Origin of the sequence: Lentzea albidocapillata subsp. violacea (assembly GCF_900100275.1) — a bacterium.
GTDB lineage: Bacteria > Actinomycetota > Actinomycetes > Mycobacteriales > Pseudonocardiaceae > Lentzea > Lentzea violacea.
In genome coordinates this window covers 1-14,907 of the sequence record NZ_FNET01000021.1, presented here as the reverse complement: position 1 = coordinate 14,907, position 14,907 = coordinate 1, and the positions used below count along the sequence as shown (strand labels likewise).

Genomic DNA, 14,907 nt, shown 5'->3' with positions numbered 1-14,907 from the left:
CCCAGCAGCCTACGTGCGCTCCTGCTCCTTCGAGGACAACCTGCCGTCGCGGAAGCACAGCTTGTAGGAGAGGTCGGGGTTGTGCGACGTCCGGAACCGTGAGCACCCGTCCACGCCGAGCTGCCCGAGGCCGAACTCCTCGTACACGTCCCCTTCAGCCGTGACGCCCACCCGCAACGAGTCGAAGTACGGCGCGTTCATCTGCGTCGGGTTGAGCAACGCGAAGAGCAGCAACACGATCAGCGCGCCCGCGATCGGCAGCAGCGTCAGCAACCCGAGGCAGCCCCCGCCCAGCACCCGCGGCACGGTCAGCACCTCGGCGGCGAGCGGCGGTGGCACCTCCACGGCCTCGGTGGCGGTCAGGTCCGCCTGGGCCGGCGGGTTCAGCGGCACGTCCGCCGCCACCCGGAAACCGCCCTCGACCGGCGGACCCGCGCTGAACGACCCGCCGAGCAGCCCGACGCGTTCCTCCAGCCCGATCAGGCCGCGCCGGGTGCCCCTGCCGGGAGTCGCCGGCGACGGGCCGTTCACGACCTGGATGCGGGCCCGGCCGGCCTGGACCGCGACCTGCACCCGCGTGCGGGCGGACGGCGCGTGCTTGGCGACGTTGGTCAGGGCCTCGCGGACCACCCGGTGCACTGCGCGGCGGGTGCGCTGGTCGGCGCCGTGCAGGTCGTCGCCGGACCAGTCGAGCGACGCGGCGAGCCCGGAACCCTCGACCAGCGCGGCGATGTCGGAACGGGTGCCGGTGTCCTCGTCGAGCGACTCGGGCTCGGGGTTCGTCCGCAGCACGCCGAGGATCTCGCGCAGTTCCGCCATCGCGAGCGACGACGTGGTGCGGATCAGTTCGGCCTGCTCGTGCAGCTGGGGAGCCTTGCGCGCGGTCGTGAGCTCGAGCGCCCCGGCGTGGATGGAGATCAGGCTGAGCCGGTGGCCGAGCATGTCGTGCATCTCGCCGGCGATGTGCGCGCGTTCGTCGGCACGGGCGGACGCGGCGGTCAGCGCACGGGCGCGTTCGAGGTACTCGTTGCGTTCCTGCAGCAGCCGGACCATCGGCTTGCGGCGGCCGAGCAGCATGCCCGAGACCGCCGGGAACAGCACGAAGAACACTGAACCGATGACCGCGCCGGCCACCGCTTCCCAGAGCGGCATGCTCCGGTAGCTCTCCTGGAACTGGCTGAACGCGGTCTGCAGCAGCGTCATGATCCCGAGCAGCGCCCACAACCGGCCCAGGCGCGGGAGGCGGCGGCACGCGGTGAAGACCACGATCGTCGTGATGGCCTGCGCCCACAGGTTGTTCACCGCGAAGAGCGGCGCGGTGAGCAGCAGCGCCCACTCGGGCCTGTCCGGCGCGATCCACACCAGCGCGGCGATCCACAGCGCGGTCGCGACCGTCAGCGCGGGATGGGGGACCGGTGCCAGCGGGGCGACCAGCGGCACCAGGCCGACCAGGAACGCGAGCAGCGTCCAGACGTACCTCATCGGGCGAGCTCCCTCTTCGTGGTCATGAGCCCGCTGGTCCGGTCGAAGCAGATCTCGAAGTCGCGGTCGTCCGAGCCCTCGACGTGGTAGCGGTAGCACCCCGTGTGGTCCGAGGGGACGCCGAACCCGAACGTGTCGGTGACCTGCCCCTCGTGCGTGACCGACGCCTGGAACTTGTCGAACTCCTCCCGGCTGATCTCGCTGCTGCTGAAGACCGCGACGAGGAGCAGCACGAACACCGTGCCGAGCGCCGGCACCAGCGAGAGCGTGGCCAGACAGCCGCCGCCGACCACGCGCGGCATCGTCAGGACCTCGGCGGTGATCGGCGGCGGCGCCTCGGCCACCGCACCCGCCGCTCCGGTCTCCTCCTGCGCGACGGGGTGTGCCGGCAGGTCGGCCGACACCCGGAACCCGCCGCCCGCCGGTATCCCGGCGAGGAACGACCCGCCGATCAGCTCGACACGTTCCTCCAGGCCGATGAGCCCGCGCCGGGTGCCGGCGCCCCTCGGTGCCGCGCTGGGACCGTTGACGACCTCGACGCGCACGCGGTCGGCGACGGTCACCGCCACCCGAGTCCGGGCTGACGGGGCGTGCTTGTGCACGTTCGTGAGTCCCTCACGCACGACCCGATGCACAGCCCTGCGCAGGCGTGCGTCGGCATCGGCCAGATCAGCGCCTGACCAGTCGAGGTAGACGGAGAGGCCCGCCGCGGAAGACGCCGCCACGAGCCGTTGGACGTCCACGCGCGTGCCCGCGTCCTCGTCGTGTTCGGAGGAGGTGCCCAGCACGCCGAGGATCTCGCGCAGTTCCTCCATCGCGACCGCGGACGTCTTGCGGATCAGCTCGACCTGCTCGCGCAGTTCGGGGGCGTGTTCGGCGGCGGACTGCTCCAGCGCGCCCGCGTGCGCGGTCAGCTGCCGGAGCCGGTGGCTGAGCATGTCGTGCATCTCGCTGGCGATGTGCGCGCGCGTGGCCGAACGAGCGGTGCTCGCCGTCAACGCGCGCGCGTGTTCCAGGTAGTCGTTGCGTTCCATCAGCACCTGCGTCAACGGCTTGCGCCGTCCGATCAGCGCCCCGGACACGGCGGGGAAGATCAGCAGGAACACGACCGAGAACAGCGTGCCGAGCAGGTACTCGGTGAAGCTGTCGCCGGCCCGCCACGAGTGCAGGCCGCCGAACGCCGCCTGCAGCACCGCCGTGACGCCCACCAGCGCCCACAGCTGACCCTGCGAACGGACCGACCGGGCCGCGCGGAAGACCACCAGCGACGTCGGGGCGATCGCGAGCAGGTTGTTGACCCCGTTGAGGGGAGCGGTGAGCACGATCGCCCACCGCGGCCAGCGTGCGCTGATCGGCACCAGCGCCGCCGCCCACAGCGCGGACGCCAGGACCAGCCACCAGTGGACGGGCCTGCCGAGCGGCGCGAACAGCGTCACCATGGCCAGCAGGAAGGCGGCAGCCGTCCACAGTCCGTCGCGGACCTTCACGTTCACGCGGATCATCATGGTCGACCGCGCTCAGCGCCCCACAGCGCCAGGTGGCCCCGATCGGGTGGCCAGGTGGCCACGCTCCTGTTGAGTGAGTTTGCATGTCAGTGCATAATCATGCGTATGACAGTGAGGATCGCGGTCGCGGGCGCCAGCGGGTATGCGGGTGGCGAGCTGCTCCGCCTGCTACTGGGCCATCCGGACATCGAGATCGGCGCGCTGACGGCGAACAGCAGCGCCGGTGACAAGTTGCTCAAGCACCAGCCGCACCTCCTGCCGCTCGGCGACCGAGAACTACAAGACACCACAGTCGAGACCCTCAAGGGCCACGACGTGGTGTTCCTCGCACTTCCCCACGGTCACTCAGCCTCGCTGGCCGAGCAACTCGGCGACGACACGCTCGTGATCGACTGCGGCGCCGACCACCGGCTGACCAGCGCCGACGACTGGACGCGGTGGTACGGCGGCGAGCACGCCGGCACCTGGCCGTACGGGCTGCCCGAACTTCCCAACGGGCGGGACGCGCTCGTCGGCGCACGCCGTGTCGCCGTTCCCGGCTGCTACCCGACGGTGTCCTCACTTGCCCTGGCCCCCGCCGTCGACCTCATCGAGGACGAGGTCGTCATCGTCGCCGTGTCGGGCACGTCCGGCGCCGGCAGGTCGCTGAAGACGAACCTGCTCGGCTCCGAGGTCATGGGGTCGGCCAGCGCGTACGGCGTCGGCGGCGCTCATCGGCACACGCCCGAGATCACCCAGAACCTGAGCGCGGCGGCGGGCCGGCCGATCAAGGTCAGCTTCACGCCGGTGCTCGCGCCGATGTCCCGGGGCATCCTCGCCACCTGTTCCGCGCAGCTCAAAGCTGGCGCAAACGTTCGCGAGGCCTACGAGAAGGCCTATGCGGACGAGCCGTTCGTGCACCTCCTGCCCGAAGGTCTCTGGCCGACGACGAACGCCGTTCTCGGTTCGAACGCCGTCCAGCTGCAAGTCACCGTCGACGCCGACCTCGGCCGGCTCGTGGTCGTCGCCGCCGTCGACAACCTGGCCAAGGGCACCGCCGGTGCCGCTGTCCAGTGCATGAACCTCGCTCTCGGACTGCCGGAAACGACCGGCCTCTCGACCGTTGGAGTCGCTCCGTGAACCGCAACAAGGGCGTCACCGGACCCCAGGGCTTCCGGGCCGCCGGGATCGCCGCCGGAATCAAGGAATCCGGCGCTCTCGACCTGACGCTCGTCGTGAACGACGGGCCGTCCGACGCCGCCGCGGGTGTGTTCACCACGAACAAGGTGAAGGCCGCGCCGGTGCTGTGGTCCCAGCAGGTCATCCAGTCCCGGCGCCTGACCGCGGTCGTGCTCAACTCCGGCGGCGCCAACGCGTGCACCGGCCCGGAGGGCTTCCAGGACACGCACGCCACCGCGGAGAAGGTCGCCGAGGTGCTCGGCACCGGCGCCGTCGACGTCGCGGTCTGCTCCACCGGCCTGATCGGTGAGCGCCTCCCGATGGACAAGATCCTGACCGGCGTCGAGAACGTCGCGAAGGAACTGGACTCCACGGTGGAGGCCGGCCTCAACGCCGCCACCGGCGTCATGACCACGGACAGCCGCCCGAAGCAGTCGTGGCAGGCGTCCGAGCAGGGCTGGTCGGTCGGCGGGTTCGTGAAGGGCGCGGGCATGCTCGCCCCGAACATGGCCACGATGCTGTCGATCATCACCACCGACGCCAAGATCTCCGGTGACTCGCTGGACAGGGCGCTGCGCCTGGCCACTTCAAGGACGTTCGACCGGCTCGACGTCGACGGCGGCACGTCCACCAACGACACCGTGCTGGTGCTGGCTTCGGGCGCTTCGGGTGTCGAGCCCTCGTTCGACGACTTCACCGCGTTGCTGACCGAGGTCGCGGCCGACCTGGTCAAGCAGCTCCAGGGCGACGCCGAAGGCGTGACGAAGGAAATCAGCATCACCGTCAGGCAGGCCGCCACCGAGGCCGAGGCTGTCCACATCGGACGGACCGTCGCCGAGGACAACCTGGTGAAGACGGCACTCTTCGGCAGTGACCCGAACTGGGGCCGCATCGCGATGGCGCTGGGCCGCGCGGACGCCGAGATCGACCCGGACGTGCTGCAGATCCTGATCAACGGCGTGTCGTTGTACCGCAACGGAACCCGCGACCGCGACCGCAGTGAGGCCGACCTGTCGGGCCGCGACATCGAGATCGTCATCGACCTCAACGTCGGCGAGGCGGAAGCCACCGTGCTCACCACTGACCTGTCCCACGACTACGTCGAAGAGAACAGCGCTTACTCCTCATGAACGCACAAGAGAAGGCGGCAGTCCTCGTCGAAGCGCTGCCGTGGCTGGAGCGTTTCCGCGGCGCGCTCGTGGTCGTGAAGTACGGCGGCAACGCCATGGTCGACGACGGGCTGAAGAAGGCGTTCGCCGAGGACATGGTGTTCCTGCGGCTGTGTGGCCTGCGCCCGGTCGTCGTGCACGGCGGCGGCCCGCAGATCAAGTCCATGCTGGACAGGCTCGGCATCCACAGCGAGTTCCGCGGCGGCCTGCGCGTCACGACGCCGGAGGCCATGGACGTCGTGCGGATGGTCCTGGTCGGGCAGGTCGGGCGCGAGCTCGTGGGCCTGATCAACCAGCACGGCCCTTACGCCGTCGGCATCTCCGGCGAGGACGCGCACCTGTTCACGGCCACGCGCCGTGGTGCGATCGTGGACGGCGAGGAGGTCGACATCGGTCTCGTCGGCGACATCACCGAGGTCAACCCGGACGCGGTGCTCGACATCGTGCGTGCGGGCCGCATCCCGGTCGTGTCGTCGGTCGCGCCCGACATCCACGGCGTGCCGCACAACGTGAACGCGGACACGGCGGCCGGCGCTCTCGCGGTCGCCCTGGGCGCCGAGAAGCTGGTCGTGCTGACCGATGTCGAAGGCCTGTACGCGAACTGGCCCGACCGCTCGTCGCTGCTGAACCAGATCCGGGCCTCCGAACTGGAGAAGATCCTGCCGGACCTGGAAAGCGGCATGGTGCCGAAGATGGAGGCCTGCCTGCGCGCGGTGCGCGGCGGCGTTCCGCAGGCGCACGTGATCGACGGCCGGCTGGCCCACAGCGTCCTGCTCGAAGTTTTCACCACTGAAGGTGTCGGAACCATGGTCTTGGGGGACAAGTGACCACGCGGTGGCAACAGTCCATGATGGACAACTACGGCACACCTCAGCTGGTTTTGGAGCGAGGTGAGGGCGCGCATGTGTGGGACGCGGACGGAAACCGTTACGTCGACCTGCTCACCGGCCTCGCCGTCAACGCCCTGGGCCACGCGCACCCGGCGATCGTCGAGGCGGTGTCCACGCAGATCGCGAAGCTCGGCCACACCGGCAACCTGTACGTCAACGAGCCCGCGCTGAAGCTCGCCGAACGCCTGCTGGACCTCGCGGGCGAGCCCGGCAAGGTCTTCTTCTGCAACTCCGGCGCCGAGGCCAACGAGGCCGCGCTCAAGATGGCGCGCCTCACCGGCCGCACGAAGATCGTGTCCACGATCGGCGGGTTCCACGGCCGCACCATGGGCGCGCTGACGCTCACCGGCCAGGAGCCGAAGCGCGCGCCGTTCGCACCGCTCGTGCCCGGCGTCTCGCACATCCCGTTCGGTGACGTGGCAGCACTTGAGGCCGCGATCGACGACGACACGGCGGCGTTCATCGTCGAGCCGATCCAGGGCGAGCAGGGCGTCATGGTCCCGCCCGCCGGCTACCTGCAGGAGGCCCGCCGGATCACCGCCGAGCACGGCGCGCTGTTCATCCTCGACGAGGTGCAGACCGGCATCGGGCGGCTCGGCACGTGGTTCGCGTTCCAGCAGGCCGGGATCGTGCCGGACGTCATGACGCTCGCCAAGGGCATCGGCGGTGGCCTGCCGCTGGGCGCCACGATCGGCTTCGGCGCGGCGGCGGAGCTGTTCAAGCCGGGTCACCACGGCACCACGTACGGCGGCAACCCGGTGTGCTGCGCGGCCGGGCTCGCGGTGCTCGACACGATCGCCTCGGAAGGCCTGCTGGAGCACGTCTCGTCCGTGGGCAAGGAGATCGCCGCGGGGGTGGAGGCGTTGCACCACCCCGCGATCTCCGGCGTCCGGGGAGCCGGGCTGCTGCTCGGCATCACGCTGCGCGAGGCGGTGTCGGCGAAGGCCGCGGCGGCCGCGCAGAAGGCCGGTTACCTGATCAACCCGATCCAGCCCGACGTGCTGCGGCTCGCCCCGCCGCTCGTGCTGGAGGAGTCCGACGCGCAGGCCTTCGTCGCCGCGCTCCCCACCTTCTTCGAGGAGACGCCGTGAGCCCGAGGCACTTCCTGCGCGACGACGACCTGTCCACCGAGGAGCAGGCCGCGGTTCTCGACCTCGCGGACGCGTACAAGGCGGACCGGTTCACCGCGAAGCCGTTGGCAGGTCCCAAGTCCGTCGCGGTGATCTTCGAGAAGAACTCCACGCGCACCCGGCTGTCGTTCGAGGTCGGCATCGCGCAGCTCGGCGGCAACCCGGTGATCATCGACGGCCGGTCGATGCAGCTGGGTCGCGAGGAGACGATCGAGGACACCTCGCGGATCCTGTCCGGGTACGTCGACGCCGTGGTGTGGCGGACGTTCGCCCAGGCCCGCATGGAGGCGATGGCGTCCGTGTCGCGCATTCCCGTGGTGAACGCGCTGACCGACGAGTTCCACCCGTGCCAGGTGCTCGCGGACCTGCAGACGATCCGCCGCCGTTACGGCAAGCTGGCCGGTCTGACGCTGACGTACCTGGGCGACGGCGCCAACAACATGGCGCACTCGTTGCTGCTCGGCGGTGCCACGGCAGGTATGCACGTTCGCATCGGTGCGCCGGCTTCGTTCGTGCCGAACCCGCAGTTCCTTGAGGACGCCAAGAAGCGCGCCGCCGAGACCGGCGGTTCGGTGGCGTTGATCAGCGACCCGCGTGAGTCGGTCGACGGCTCGGACGTGCTGGTCACCGACACCTGGACGTCGATGGGGCAGGAGAACGACGGCAAGGACCGCGTCGGCCCGTTCCGCCCGTACCAGGTGAACGCCGCTTTGCTGGAGGCGACGGGCAAGCCGGACTCGACGGTGCTGCACTGCCTGCCCGCGCACCGCGGCTGGGAGATCACCGACGAGGTGCTCGACGGTCCGCAGTCGCTGGTGTGGCAGGAAGCGGAGAACCGGTTGCACGCGCAGAAGGCGCTCCTCGTGTGGTTGCTGGAGCAGTCGTCATGACTCGCACCGCCCGTCAGGGCCGCATCGTCGAGGTGGTGTCGCAGCGTGCCGTGCGCAGCCAGTCCGAGCTCGCGAAACTGCTTGCGGCGGAAGGCATCGACGTCACGCAGGCCACGTTGTCGCGTGACCTCGACGAGCTCGGCGCGGTCAAGCTGCGCGGCCCTGACGGCGGTGCGCCGGTCTACGTGATCCCGGAGGACGGCAGTCCCGTGCGCGGCGTCCAGGGCGGCACGACGCGCCTGGTCCGCGTGCTGGGCGAACTGCTGGTGTCGACGGACTTCTCCGGCAACCTCGCGGTGCTGCGGACCCCGCCCGGTGCCGCGCAGTTCCTGGCCTCCGCGCTGGACCGCGCGGCGTTGCACGAGGTCGTCGGCACGATCGCGGGTGACGACACGATCCTGGTCGTGGCCCGCGAGCCGATGACCGGAGCGGAGCTCGCCGACCGGATCACCGCGCTGGCCTCCGGTTCCGTCGATGAATGAGCCCGTGCACGCCGTTCTGACGTTCGACGCGGGGGTCCCGGTGGCGGTGGACGGCGAGACCGTCTCCGTCGCCGAGGCCGTCCGCGAGCTCAACTTCCGCGCCGGCGTGGTCAGGTCCAGTCTGGGCTCGGTCGCGGTACGGGTCGCGCGGATGGCCCTGCCGTCGGGTTCCGGGGAGGTCGACGTCGCGCTGTACGAGGGGCGCGTGGTCGGTCTCGTCGCCCGTTCGGAAGAATCGCTTTACGACTTCGCCAGCTGAAAGTTGCGTGTGATGAGTTCTTTGTGGGGTGGCCGGTTCGAGTCGGGACCGGCCGAGGCGATGGCGCGGCTGTCGCTGTCGACGCACTTCGACTGGCGGCTCGCGCCGTACGACATCGCGGGCTCGCGCGCGCACGCCCGTGTGCTGCACGCCGCGGGTCTGCTGTCGGACGAGGAGCTCTCCGGCATGCAGAAGGCGCTGGACGAGCTGCTCGCCGACGTCGAGTCCGGCGCGTTCACCCCGGTGCTGGAGGACGAGGACGTCCACACGGCACTGGAGCGGGGCCTGATCGACCGCGCCGGCACCGAGCTCGGCGGCAAGCTGCGCGCCGGCCGTTCCCGCAACGACCAGGTCGCCACGCTGTTCCGCATGTGGCTGCGCGACGCGGCTCGTCGTGTTGCATCCGGCGTGCTGGACGTGGTGGACGCGTTGGCTCAGCAGTCCGAGACGCATTTCGGTGCCGTCATGCCGGGTCGCACGCACCTGCAGTCCGCCCAGCCCGTGCTGCTCTCGCACCACCTGCTGGCGCACGCCCACGCGTTGCTGCGCGACGTCGACCGCCTGCACGACTGGGACAGGCGCGCCGGGTTCTCGCCGTACGGCTCGGGCGCCCTGGCCGGGTCCTCGCTGGGGCTGGACCCGGCGAAGGTGGCCGCCGACCTGGGCTTCTACGCCCCGGTCGAGAACTCGATCGACGGCACCGCCTCCCGCGACTTCGCCGCCGAGATGGCCTTCGTGCTGGCCATGATCAGCGTGAACCTCTCCCGCGTCGCCGAGGAGATCATCATCTGGACCACCGCCGAGTTCCGGTTCGCGGTCCTCGACGACGCCTGGTCCACCGGCAGCTCGATCATGCCGCAGAAGAAGAACCCGGACGTGGCCGAACTCGCGCGCGGCAAGTCGGGCCGCCTGATCGGCAACCTGGCCGGACTCCTCGCGACGCTGAAAGCCCAGCCCCTGGCGTACAACCGCGACCTGCAGGAGGACAAGGAGCCGCTGTTCGACGGGGTCGAGCAGCTCGAACTGCTGCTCCCGGCCTTCGCGGGCATGGTGGCGACGCTCCGGTTCGACGTCGACCGGATGGCGTCGCTGGCCCCGGCGGGCTTCACACTGGCCACGGACATCGCGGAATGGCTTGTGCGCCAGGGCGTCCCGTTCCGCGTGGCCCACGAGGCGGCCGGAGCGTGCGTCCGTGCGGCCGAGACGCGCGGCGTCGGCCTGGAAGACCTGACCGACGAGGAGTTCCTCGCCATCTCGCCCTCGCTGACGCCCGAGGTCCGTTCGGTGCTCACCGTCGAGGGCTCGATCGCGTCGCGCGACGCCCACGGCGGCACGGCACCCGTCCGCGTCCGCGAACAGCTCGACGCACTCGTGGCAAAGGCTGCCTCCGCACGTGAGTTCTAGGCTTCTGACCAGGGAGGAGCTGGCCACCGACCCGATCGATGCCGCCCGGCTCCTCCTCGGTTCGTACCTGGAAGCCGGCGGCGTGCGCGTGCGCATCGTCGAGGTAGAGGCGTACCGGGGCGGCGACGACCCGGCGTCCCACTGCTACCGCGGCAGGACCCCGCGCAACGAGGTCATGTTCGGCCCGGCCGGCTTCCTGTACGTCTACTTCGTCTACGGCATGCACTTCTGCGCGAACGTCGTGTCCTTGACCGACGGCGTACCGGGCGCGGTGCTGTTGCGCGCGGGCGAGGTCGTTGAGGGTGAGGACATCGCCTTCTCTCGCCGCCCTGCCTCGCGTTCCGCCGCCGAACTGGCCAAAGGGCCCGCACGGTTGTGCAAGGTTCTCGGGCTGGACCGCTCTCAGAACGGCCTCGACCTGACGTCCGCCGACTCGCCCGTGCGGTTGTACGCGGGTGAACCGGCGGCGAAGGTGCACGCGGGTCCGCGCGTGGGTGTTGCCGTGGCCATGGACGTGCCTTGGCGGTTCTGGATCGACTCCCCGGCCGTGTCGACCTACAAGAGAGGCGGCAAGCGCCGCCCGTCAGCGTGACAGCCTGTCCAGCGCAGCCTTGAACTCCTGCTCCAACGCCGGCTCCACCTCGAACACCAGCGGCACCGTCATGTCGATCCGTTCCCCGGCGGTCAACCGCTCGACCAGCGTGTCCGCCACCTCGCGCAGATCCCGCGCCACCGCGTGCATCGCCTCCAGCTGCCGGTCCGCGAACCGCGCCTGCACCCGAGCGGCGGCACGGGCGGGCTCGTGCGCGTAGCTGGTTCCGTGGATTCCCCGCGCCCAGTCGAGAATCTCGGCGAACGTGCGCACGAACAGTTCGCCGAGGTGCACGATCCGGTCCGCATCACCCGGCTCGCCCGACCTGCCGAACGCGGCTTCCTGGGTCTCGGGGGTGAAGACGGACTCCACGGCGACCTTGATGATCTCGCCCAGCAGCACGTTGCGGTCGCGGATCAGGTCGATGCCGTTGCCGTGCTCGACGATGCCGTTGCGCGGCGAGTACCGGAGGAAGTGCTCGCGGTACTTCTGCTGGAGGTCAGCGAGTCCTTGTGCCACAACGGTCGCGTAGAGGAGGTACTCCCAGCCGCGTGGCTTCTCCCTGACCAGCGCGGCCACCGACTTGGGGGTGATCGGGGTCGACGGGGTGAACTCGGCACGGTGTTGCGCGAGCTTCTCCACGACGGACTGCGCGATCACTTCGGTGTCGTGCACGCGGAGGTCCAGGTAACCGATGCTGGACAGCAGGCCGGGCACCTCGGTGTCGTCGAGCTTGATGGGCAGCAGGTACTCGTTCTGCTGCCCAAGAGCCCGTGCTTGTGCGGTCTTGCGTTCGTGCCGTGCCCAGTTGTGTTCGACGTAGTGCCGTGAAGCGAACATCAGCACGAAGCGAACCTTGTGCGTCAACGTCTCCGTGGTGAGCTCGATCAGGTCGAGGCCCCACCGCGCGACGAGCTGGTCCTCGTCGTAGTAGACCTTGACGCCAAGGTCCTCCAACCGTCGCACGATCGGCTCGACCTTGGCGCGGTCCTGCTCGGCGAACGAGGGGGCGACGTCGAACTCGTACTCGGCCACCCCGTCATTCTCCTAGGGACGCACGGACCTGCGGTACCAGGCGCGCCGATGTCCGGAGGGCAACGCGATGCGGGCGATCAGGCTGGTGAGCAACGCACCGATGATCAACCACAGGACAGCGGCCAGGCCCTCGTTGAGGAGCGTCGCCATGGACGCGTTGTCCGGCGTGAAGAGACCGTCCAGGCCGAGCGTGATGTTGCCCGCCCACCCGGCGATGAACTGGAAGAACCCGTTGCCGGTATTCGCACCTCCGATCACCAGGAAGATGTGCACCAACAGCACGATGGCGAACGTCCAGCACACGATGTCGATGACTGCGCAGACGGCTCGCACCGTCCGCACCCTGCGGTAGTCGTCGTCGCGCTCGACGACCTCTTCGACCACCGGTTCGTCCGCGCGCGGCATGCGCTCGGTCGGCCGGCGCAACTCCGAGTCACGTGGGTCCGTCATGGCCTCCGCATACCCGTCCGCCTACCAGGTCGAAACCCGTTGGACCAGGTAGGCGACAATGAGAGCCGTGAGCGAGCACATCCTTGACGAACTGTCCTGGCGCGGCCTGATCGCGACGTCCACCGACCTCGACGCACTCCGGAAGGACCTGGACGCCGGCCCGCTCACGCTCTATTGCGGTTTCGACCCGACGGCGAAGTCGCTGCACGCCGGCAACATGGTCCCGCTGCTCATGCTCAGGCGCTTCCAGAAGGCGGGCCACCGGCCGATCGTCCTGGCCGGCGGCGCCACCGGCATGATCGGCGACCCGCGTGACACCGGTGAGCGCACGCTGAACTCGCTGGACACCGTCGCCGAGTGGGCGGAGCGCATCCGCGGCCAGCTGGAACGGTTCGTCGACTTCGACGACTCGCCCACGGGCGCGGTCGTCGAGAACAACCTCAACTGGACGGGCCAGGTCAGCGCGCTCGAGTTCCTGCGCGACGTCGGCAAGCACTTCTCGATCAACGTCATGCTGTCGCGGGAGACGGTGAAGCGCCGCCTCGAAGGCGACGGCATGTCGTACACCGAGTTCAGCTACCTGCTGCTGCAGTCGAACGACTACCTGGAGCTGTACCGCAAGTACGGCACCGCGCTGCAGGTCGGCGGCTCGGACCAGTGGGGCAACATCGTCGGCGGCGTCGACCTCGTCCGCCGGGTCGAGGGCAAGCACGTGCACGCCCTGACCGCGCCGCTGGTCACCGACGCCGAGGGCCGCAAGTTCGGCAAGTCCACGGGCGGCGGCAGCGTGTGGCTCGACCCGGAGATGACTTCGCCGTTCGCCTGGTACCAGTACTTCGTGAACGTCGACGACGTCACGGTGCTGAACTACCTCCGCCTGTTCACGTTCCTCACGCGTGAGGAGCTCGACGAGCTGGAGAAGCAGACCGCGGAGGCGCCGCACCAGCGGGCCGCGCAGAAGCGTCTCGCCCAGGAGTTCACCGACCTGGTGCACGGAGAGCGCGCGACGCAGCAGGTCATCCTCGCGTCGTCGGCGCTGTTCGGCCGGGGCGAACTGCGTGATCTCGACGCGTCGGTGCTGGAGGCGGCGCTGGCCGAGGCGCCCAAGGGCCAGGTGCGGCTGGCCGACGAACCCACGATCGTCGACCTGCTGATCGCGTCGGGCCTGGCCGAGAGCCGGGGTGCCGCGCGGCGGACGGTCAACGAGGGCGGTGCCTACGTGAACAACGCGAAGGTGACCGACGAGGAGTGGAAGCCGGCGTCGTCGGATCTGCTCCACGGCAAGTGGCTGGTGCTCCGCCGCGGCAAGCGCAACAACGCGAGCGTGCAGGTAGAGCTCTGACCTGCAAGTTCTGGTCGCCGAAGGCCGCCGATCCCACCCGGGACCGGCGGCCTTCGATGTTTCTCGATGTGATCGCGGTCACAGTGTGCACGGGTTTGGGCTGCGATAGCGTGGTCGGAGGGTCCTGTACGGGGCTGCTGACCTGCGGTTTCTAGATCGCGGGTGGCTGGGTTGCCCCCGATTTGACCCCCCGTTGGCGTGCGTGTAACTTTCTCCATGTCAGCGAGGAACGGGCCGGGAACACCGGAACGGAGCGCGACACGGATCACGAACCAAGCTTCCACCGAGTGTGGTAGAGTGGGTGATCTAGAAACGACGAAGACCCAGCCGGTAGCTCGTCTGAGCTCAGAGGCCAAGGGCGTCGGAAGTTTCGATAACCAAGCTTAAGTACGACACAGCCCCGGAAGCAACTCTCTTCAGGAGACTAGCTGCGGTGTGCGCGTGTTCTTTGAGAACTCAACAGCGTGCCGAAACACAGCCAGTAATATATGAATTACCTCTCGTCGAGGTAATTCCTTTGAGAAGATAGATGCCAGACATATTCCGTCTGGAGCGATCACACAATCCTTATTGGAGAGTTTGATCCTGGCTCAGGACGAACGCTGGCGGCGTGCTTAACACATGCAAGTCGAGCGGTAAGGCCCTTCGGGGTACACGAGCGGCGAACGGGTGAGTAACACGTGGGTAACCTGCCCTGTACTCTGGGATAAGCCTTGGAAACGAGGTCTAATACCGGATATGACATCGAACTGCATGGTTTGGTGTGGAAAGTTCCGGCGGTACAGGATGGACCCGCGGCCTATCAGCTTGTTGGTGGGGTAATGGCCTACCAAGGCGACGACGGGTAGCCGGCCTGAGAGGGTGATCGGCCACACTGGGACTGAGACACGGCCCAGACTCCTACGGGAGGCAGCAGTGGGGAATATTGCACAATGGGCGAAAGCCTGATGCAGCGACGCCGCGTGAGGGATGACGGCCTTCGGGTTGTAAACCTCTTTCAGCAGGGACGAAGCGCAAGTGACGGTACCTGCAGAAGAAGCACCGGCTAACTACGTGCCAGCAGCCGCGGTAATACGTAGGGTGCGAGCGTTGTCCGGAATTATTGGGCGTAAAGAGCTC

At 69.0% G+C, this 14,907-nt stretch carries 14 protein-coding genes and 1 rRNA gene; 11 read left to right on the top strand and 4 right to left on the bottom strand.

The features are described from left to right. Positions 1-9: 9 nt before the first annotated feature. Positions 10-1,482: a sensor histidine kinase gene (locus BLR21_RS33015; RefSeq protein WP_090012294.1), complete on the bottom strand. Its 1,473-nt coding sequence runs from the start codon at positions 1,480-1,482 to the stop codon at positions 10-12. After that, the gene (locus BLR21_RS33010) at positions 1,479-2,975 is read right to left on the bottom strand and encodes a sensor histidine kinase (protein WP_176929909.1); all 1,497 of its coding nucleotides are present in this window, start codon (positions 2,973-2,975) and stop codon (positions 1,479-1,481) included. Before BLR21_RS33010 ends, BLR21_RS33015 begins: the two co-directional genes overlap by 4 nt. Before the next feature lie 117 nt (positions 2,976-3,092). Here BLR21_RS33010 and argC point away from each other — a divergent pair, with 117 nt between their 5' ends. Genes argC through BLR21_RS32965 form a run of 9 tightly spaced genes read left to right on the top strand, consistent with a single transcriptional unit; the run spans position 3,093 to position 10,961 of the window. Next, positions 3,093-4,106: an N-acetyl-gamma-glutamyl-phosphate reductase gene (gene argC / locus BLR21_RS33005; protein ID WP_090012289.1), complete on the top strand. Its 1,014-nt coding sequence runs from the start codon at positions 3,093-3,095 to the stop codon at positions 4,104-4,106. Beyond that, positions 4,103-5,275, top strand: coding sequence for a bifunctional glutamate N-acetyltransferase/amino-acid acetyltransferase ArgJ (gene argJ, locus BLR21_RS33000; RefSeq protein ID WP_090012287.1), 1,173 nt, complete (start codon positions 4,103-4,105; stop codon positions 5,273-5,275). Before argC ends, argJ begins: the two co-directional genes overlap by 4 nt. After that, positions 5,272-6,141 carry an acetylglutamate kinase gene (gene argB, locus BLR21_RS32995; RefSeq protein WP_090012285.1) on the top strand — a complete coding sequence of 290 codons (870 nt, stop codon included), beginning with the start codon at positions 5,272-5,274 and terminating at the stop codon, positions 6,139-6,141. The genes argJ and argB overlap by 4 nt, the downstream gene beginning before the upstream one ends. Before the next feature lie 20 nt (positions 6,142-6,161). Next, positions 6,162-7,295, top strand: a complete 1,134-nt coding sequence (locus BLR21_RS32990; protein ID WP_090012496.1) for an acetylornithine transaminase — start codon at positions 6,162-6,164, stop codon at positions 7,293-7,295. Then, positions 7,292-8,224 carry an ornithine carbamoyltransferase gene (gene argF / locus BLR21_RS32985; protein WP_090012282.1) on the top strand — a complete coding sequence of 311 codons (933 nt, stop codon included), beginning with the start codon at positions 7,292-7,294 and terminating at the stop codon, positions 8,222-8,224. The genes BLR21_RS32990 and argF overlap by 4 nt, the downstream gene beginning before the upstream one ends. Next, complete coding sequence (locus BLR21_RS32980) at positions 8,221-8,706, top strand: arginine repressor (protein ID WP_030481704.1); 486 nt, start codon at positions 8,221-8,223, stop codon at positions 8,704-8,706. Before argF ends, BLR21_RS32980 begins: the two co-directional genes overlap by 4 nt. Beyond that, positions 8,699-8,965: a hypothetical protein gene (locus BLR21_RS44755; protein WP_084401610.1), complete on the top strand. Its 267-nt coding sequence runs from the start codon at positions 8,699-8,701 to the stop codon at positions 8,963-8,965. Before BLR21_RS32980 ends, BLR21_RS44755 begins: the two co-directional genes overlap by 8 nt. 12 nt (positions 8,966-8,977) lie before the next feature. After that, entirely contained in the window at positions 8,978-10,369 is a 1,392-nt protein-coding gene (gene argH / locus BLR21_RS32970) for an argininosuccinate lyase (protein WP_090012494.1), read from the top strand. Further along, complete coding sequence (locus BLR21_RS32965; RefSeq protein ID WP_256335097.1) at positions 10,359-10,961, top strand: DNA-3-methyladenine glycosylase; 603 nt, start codon at positions 10,359-10,361, stop codon at positions 10,959-10,961. The genes argH and BLR21_RS32965 overlap by 11 nt, the downstream gene beginning before the upstream one ends. Here the strand turns inward: BLR21_RS32965 and BLR21_RS32960 are convergent. Beyond that, the gene (locus BLR21_RS32960; RefSeq protein WP_090012280.1) at positions 10,953-11,996 is read right to left on the bottom strand and encodes a toll/interleukin-1 receptor domain-containing protein; all 1,044 of its coding nucleotides are present in this window, start codon (positions 11,994-11,996) and stop codon (positions 10,953-10,955) included. The genes BLR21_RS32965 and BLR21_RS32960 overlap by 9 nt on opposite strands. Positions 11,997-12,008: 12 nt before the next feature. Next, positions 12,009-12,446: a hypothetical protein gene (locus BLR21_RS32955; protein ID WP_256335096.1), complete on the bottom strand. Its 438-nt coding sequence runs from the start codon at positions 12,444-12,446 to the stop codon at positions 12,009-12,011. Positions 12,447-12,513: 67 nt separating this feature from the next. On the opposite strand from BLR21_RS32955, the gene tyrS reads away from it, so the two are divergent. Further along, positions 12,514-13,788 (top strand): tyrosine--tRNA ligase, encoded by a 1,275-nt coding sequence (tyrS, locus tag BLR21_RS32950; protein ID WP_090012278.1) that lies wholly within the window; start codon positions 12,514-12,516, stop codon positions 13,786-13,788. Positions 13,789-14,355: 567 nt separating this feature from the next. After that, positions 14,356-14,907, top strand: a 16S ribosomal RNA gene (locus BLR21_RS32945); the annotation flags it as partial.

Coding starts and splice junctions, on each gene's coding strand:
- BLR21_RS33015 (WP_090012294.1), bottom strand. CDS start 1,482: ATGAGGTACGTCTGGACGCTGCTCGCGTTCCTGGTCGGCCTGGTGCCG.
- argC (WP_090012289.1), top strand. CDS start 3,093: ATGACAGTGAGGATCGCGGTCGCGGGCGCCAGCGGGTATGCGGGTGGC.
- argB (WP_090012285.1), top strand. CDS start 5,272: ATGAACGCACAAGAGAAGGCGGCAGTCCTCGTCGAAGCGCTGCCGTGG.
- BLR21_RS32990 (WP_090012496.1), top strand. CDS start 6,162: ATGATGGACAACTACGGCACACCTCAGCTGGTTTTGGAGCGAGGTGAG.
- BLR21_RS32980 (WP_030481704.1), top strand. CDS start 8,221: ATGACTCGCACCGCCCGTCAGGGCCGCATCGTCGAGGTGGTGTCGCAG.
- BLR21_RS44755 (WP_084401610.1), top strand. CDS start 8,699: ATGAATGAGCCCGTGCACGCCGTTCTGACGTTCGACGCGGGGGTCCCG.
- argH (WP_090012494.1), top strand. CDS start 8,978: ATGAGTTCTTTGTGGGGTGGCCGGTTCGAGTCGGGACCGGCCGAGGCG.
- BLR21_RS32955 (WP_256335096.1), bottom strand. CDS start 12,446: ATGACGGACCCACGTGACTCGGAGTTGCGCCGGCCGACCGAGCGCATG.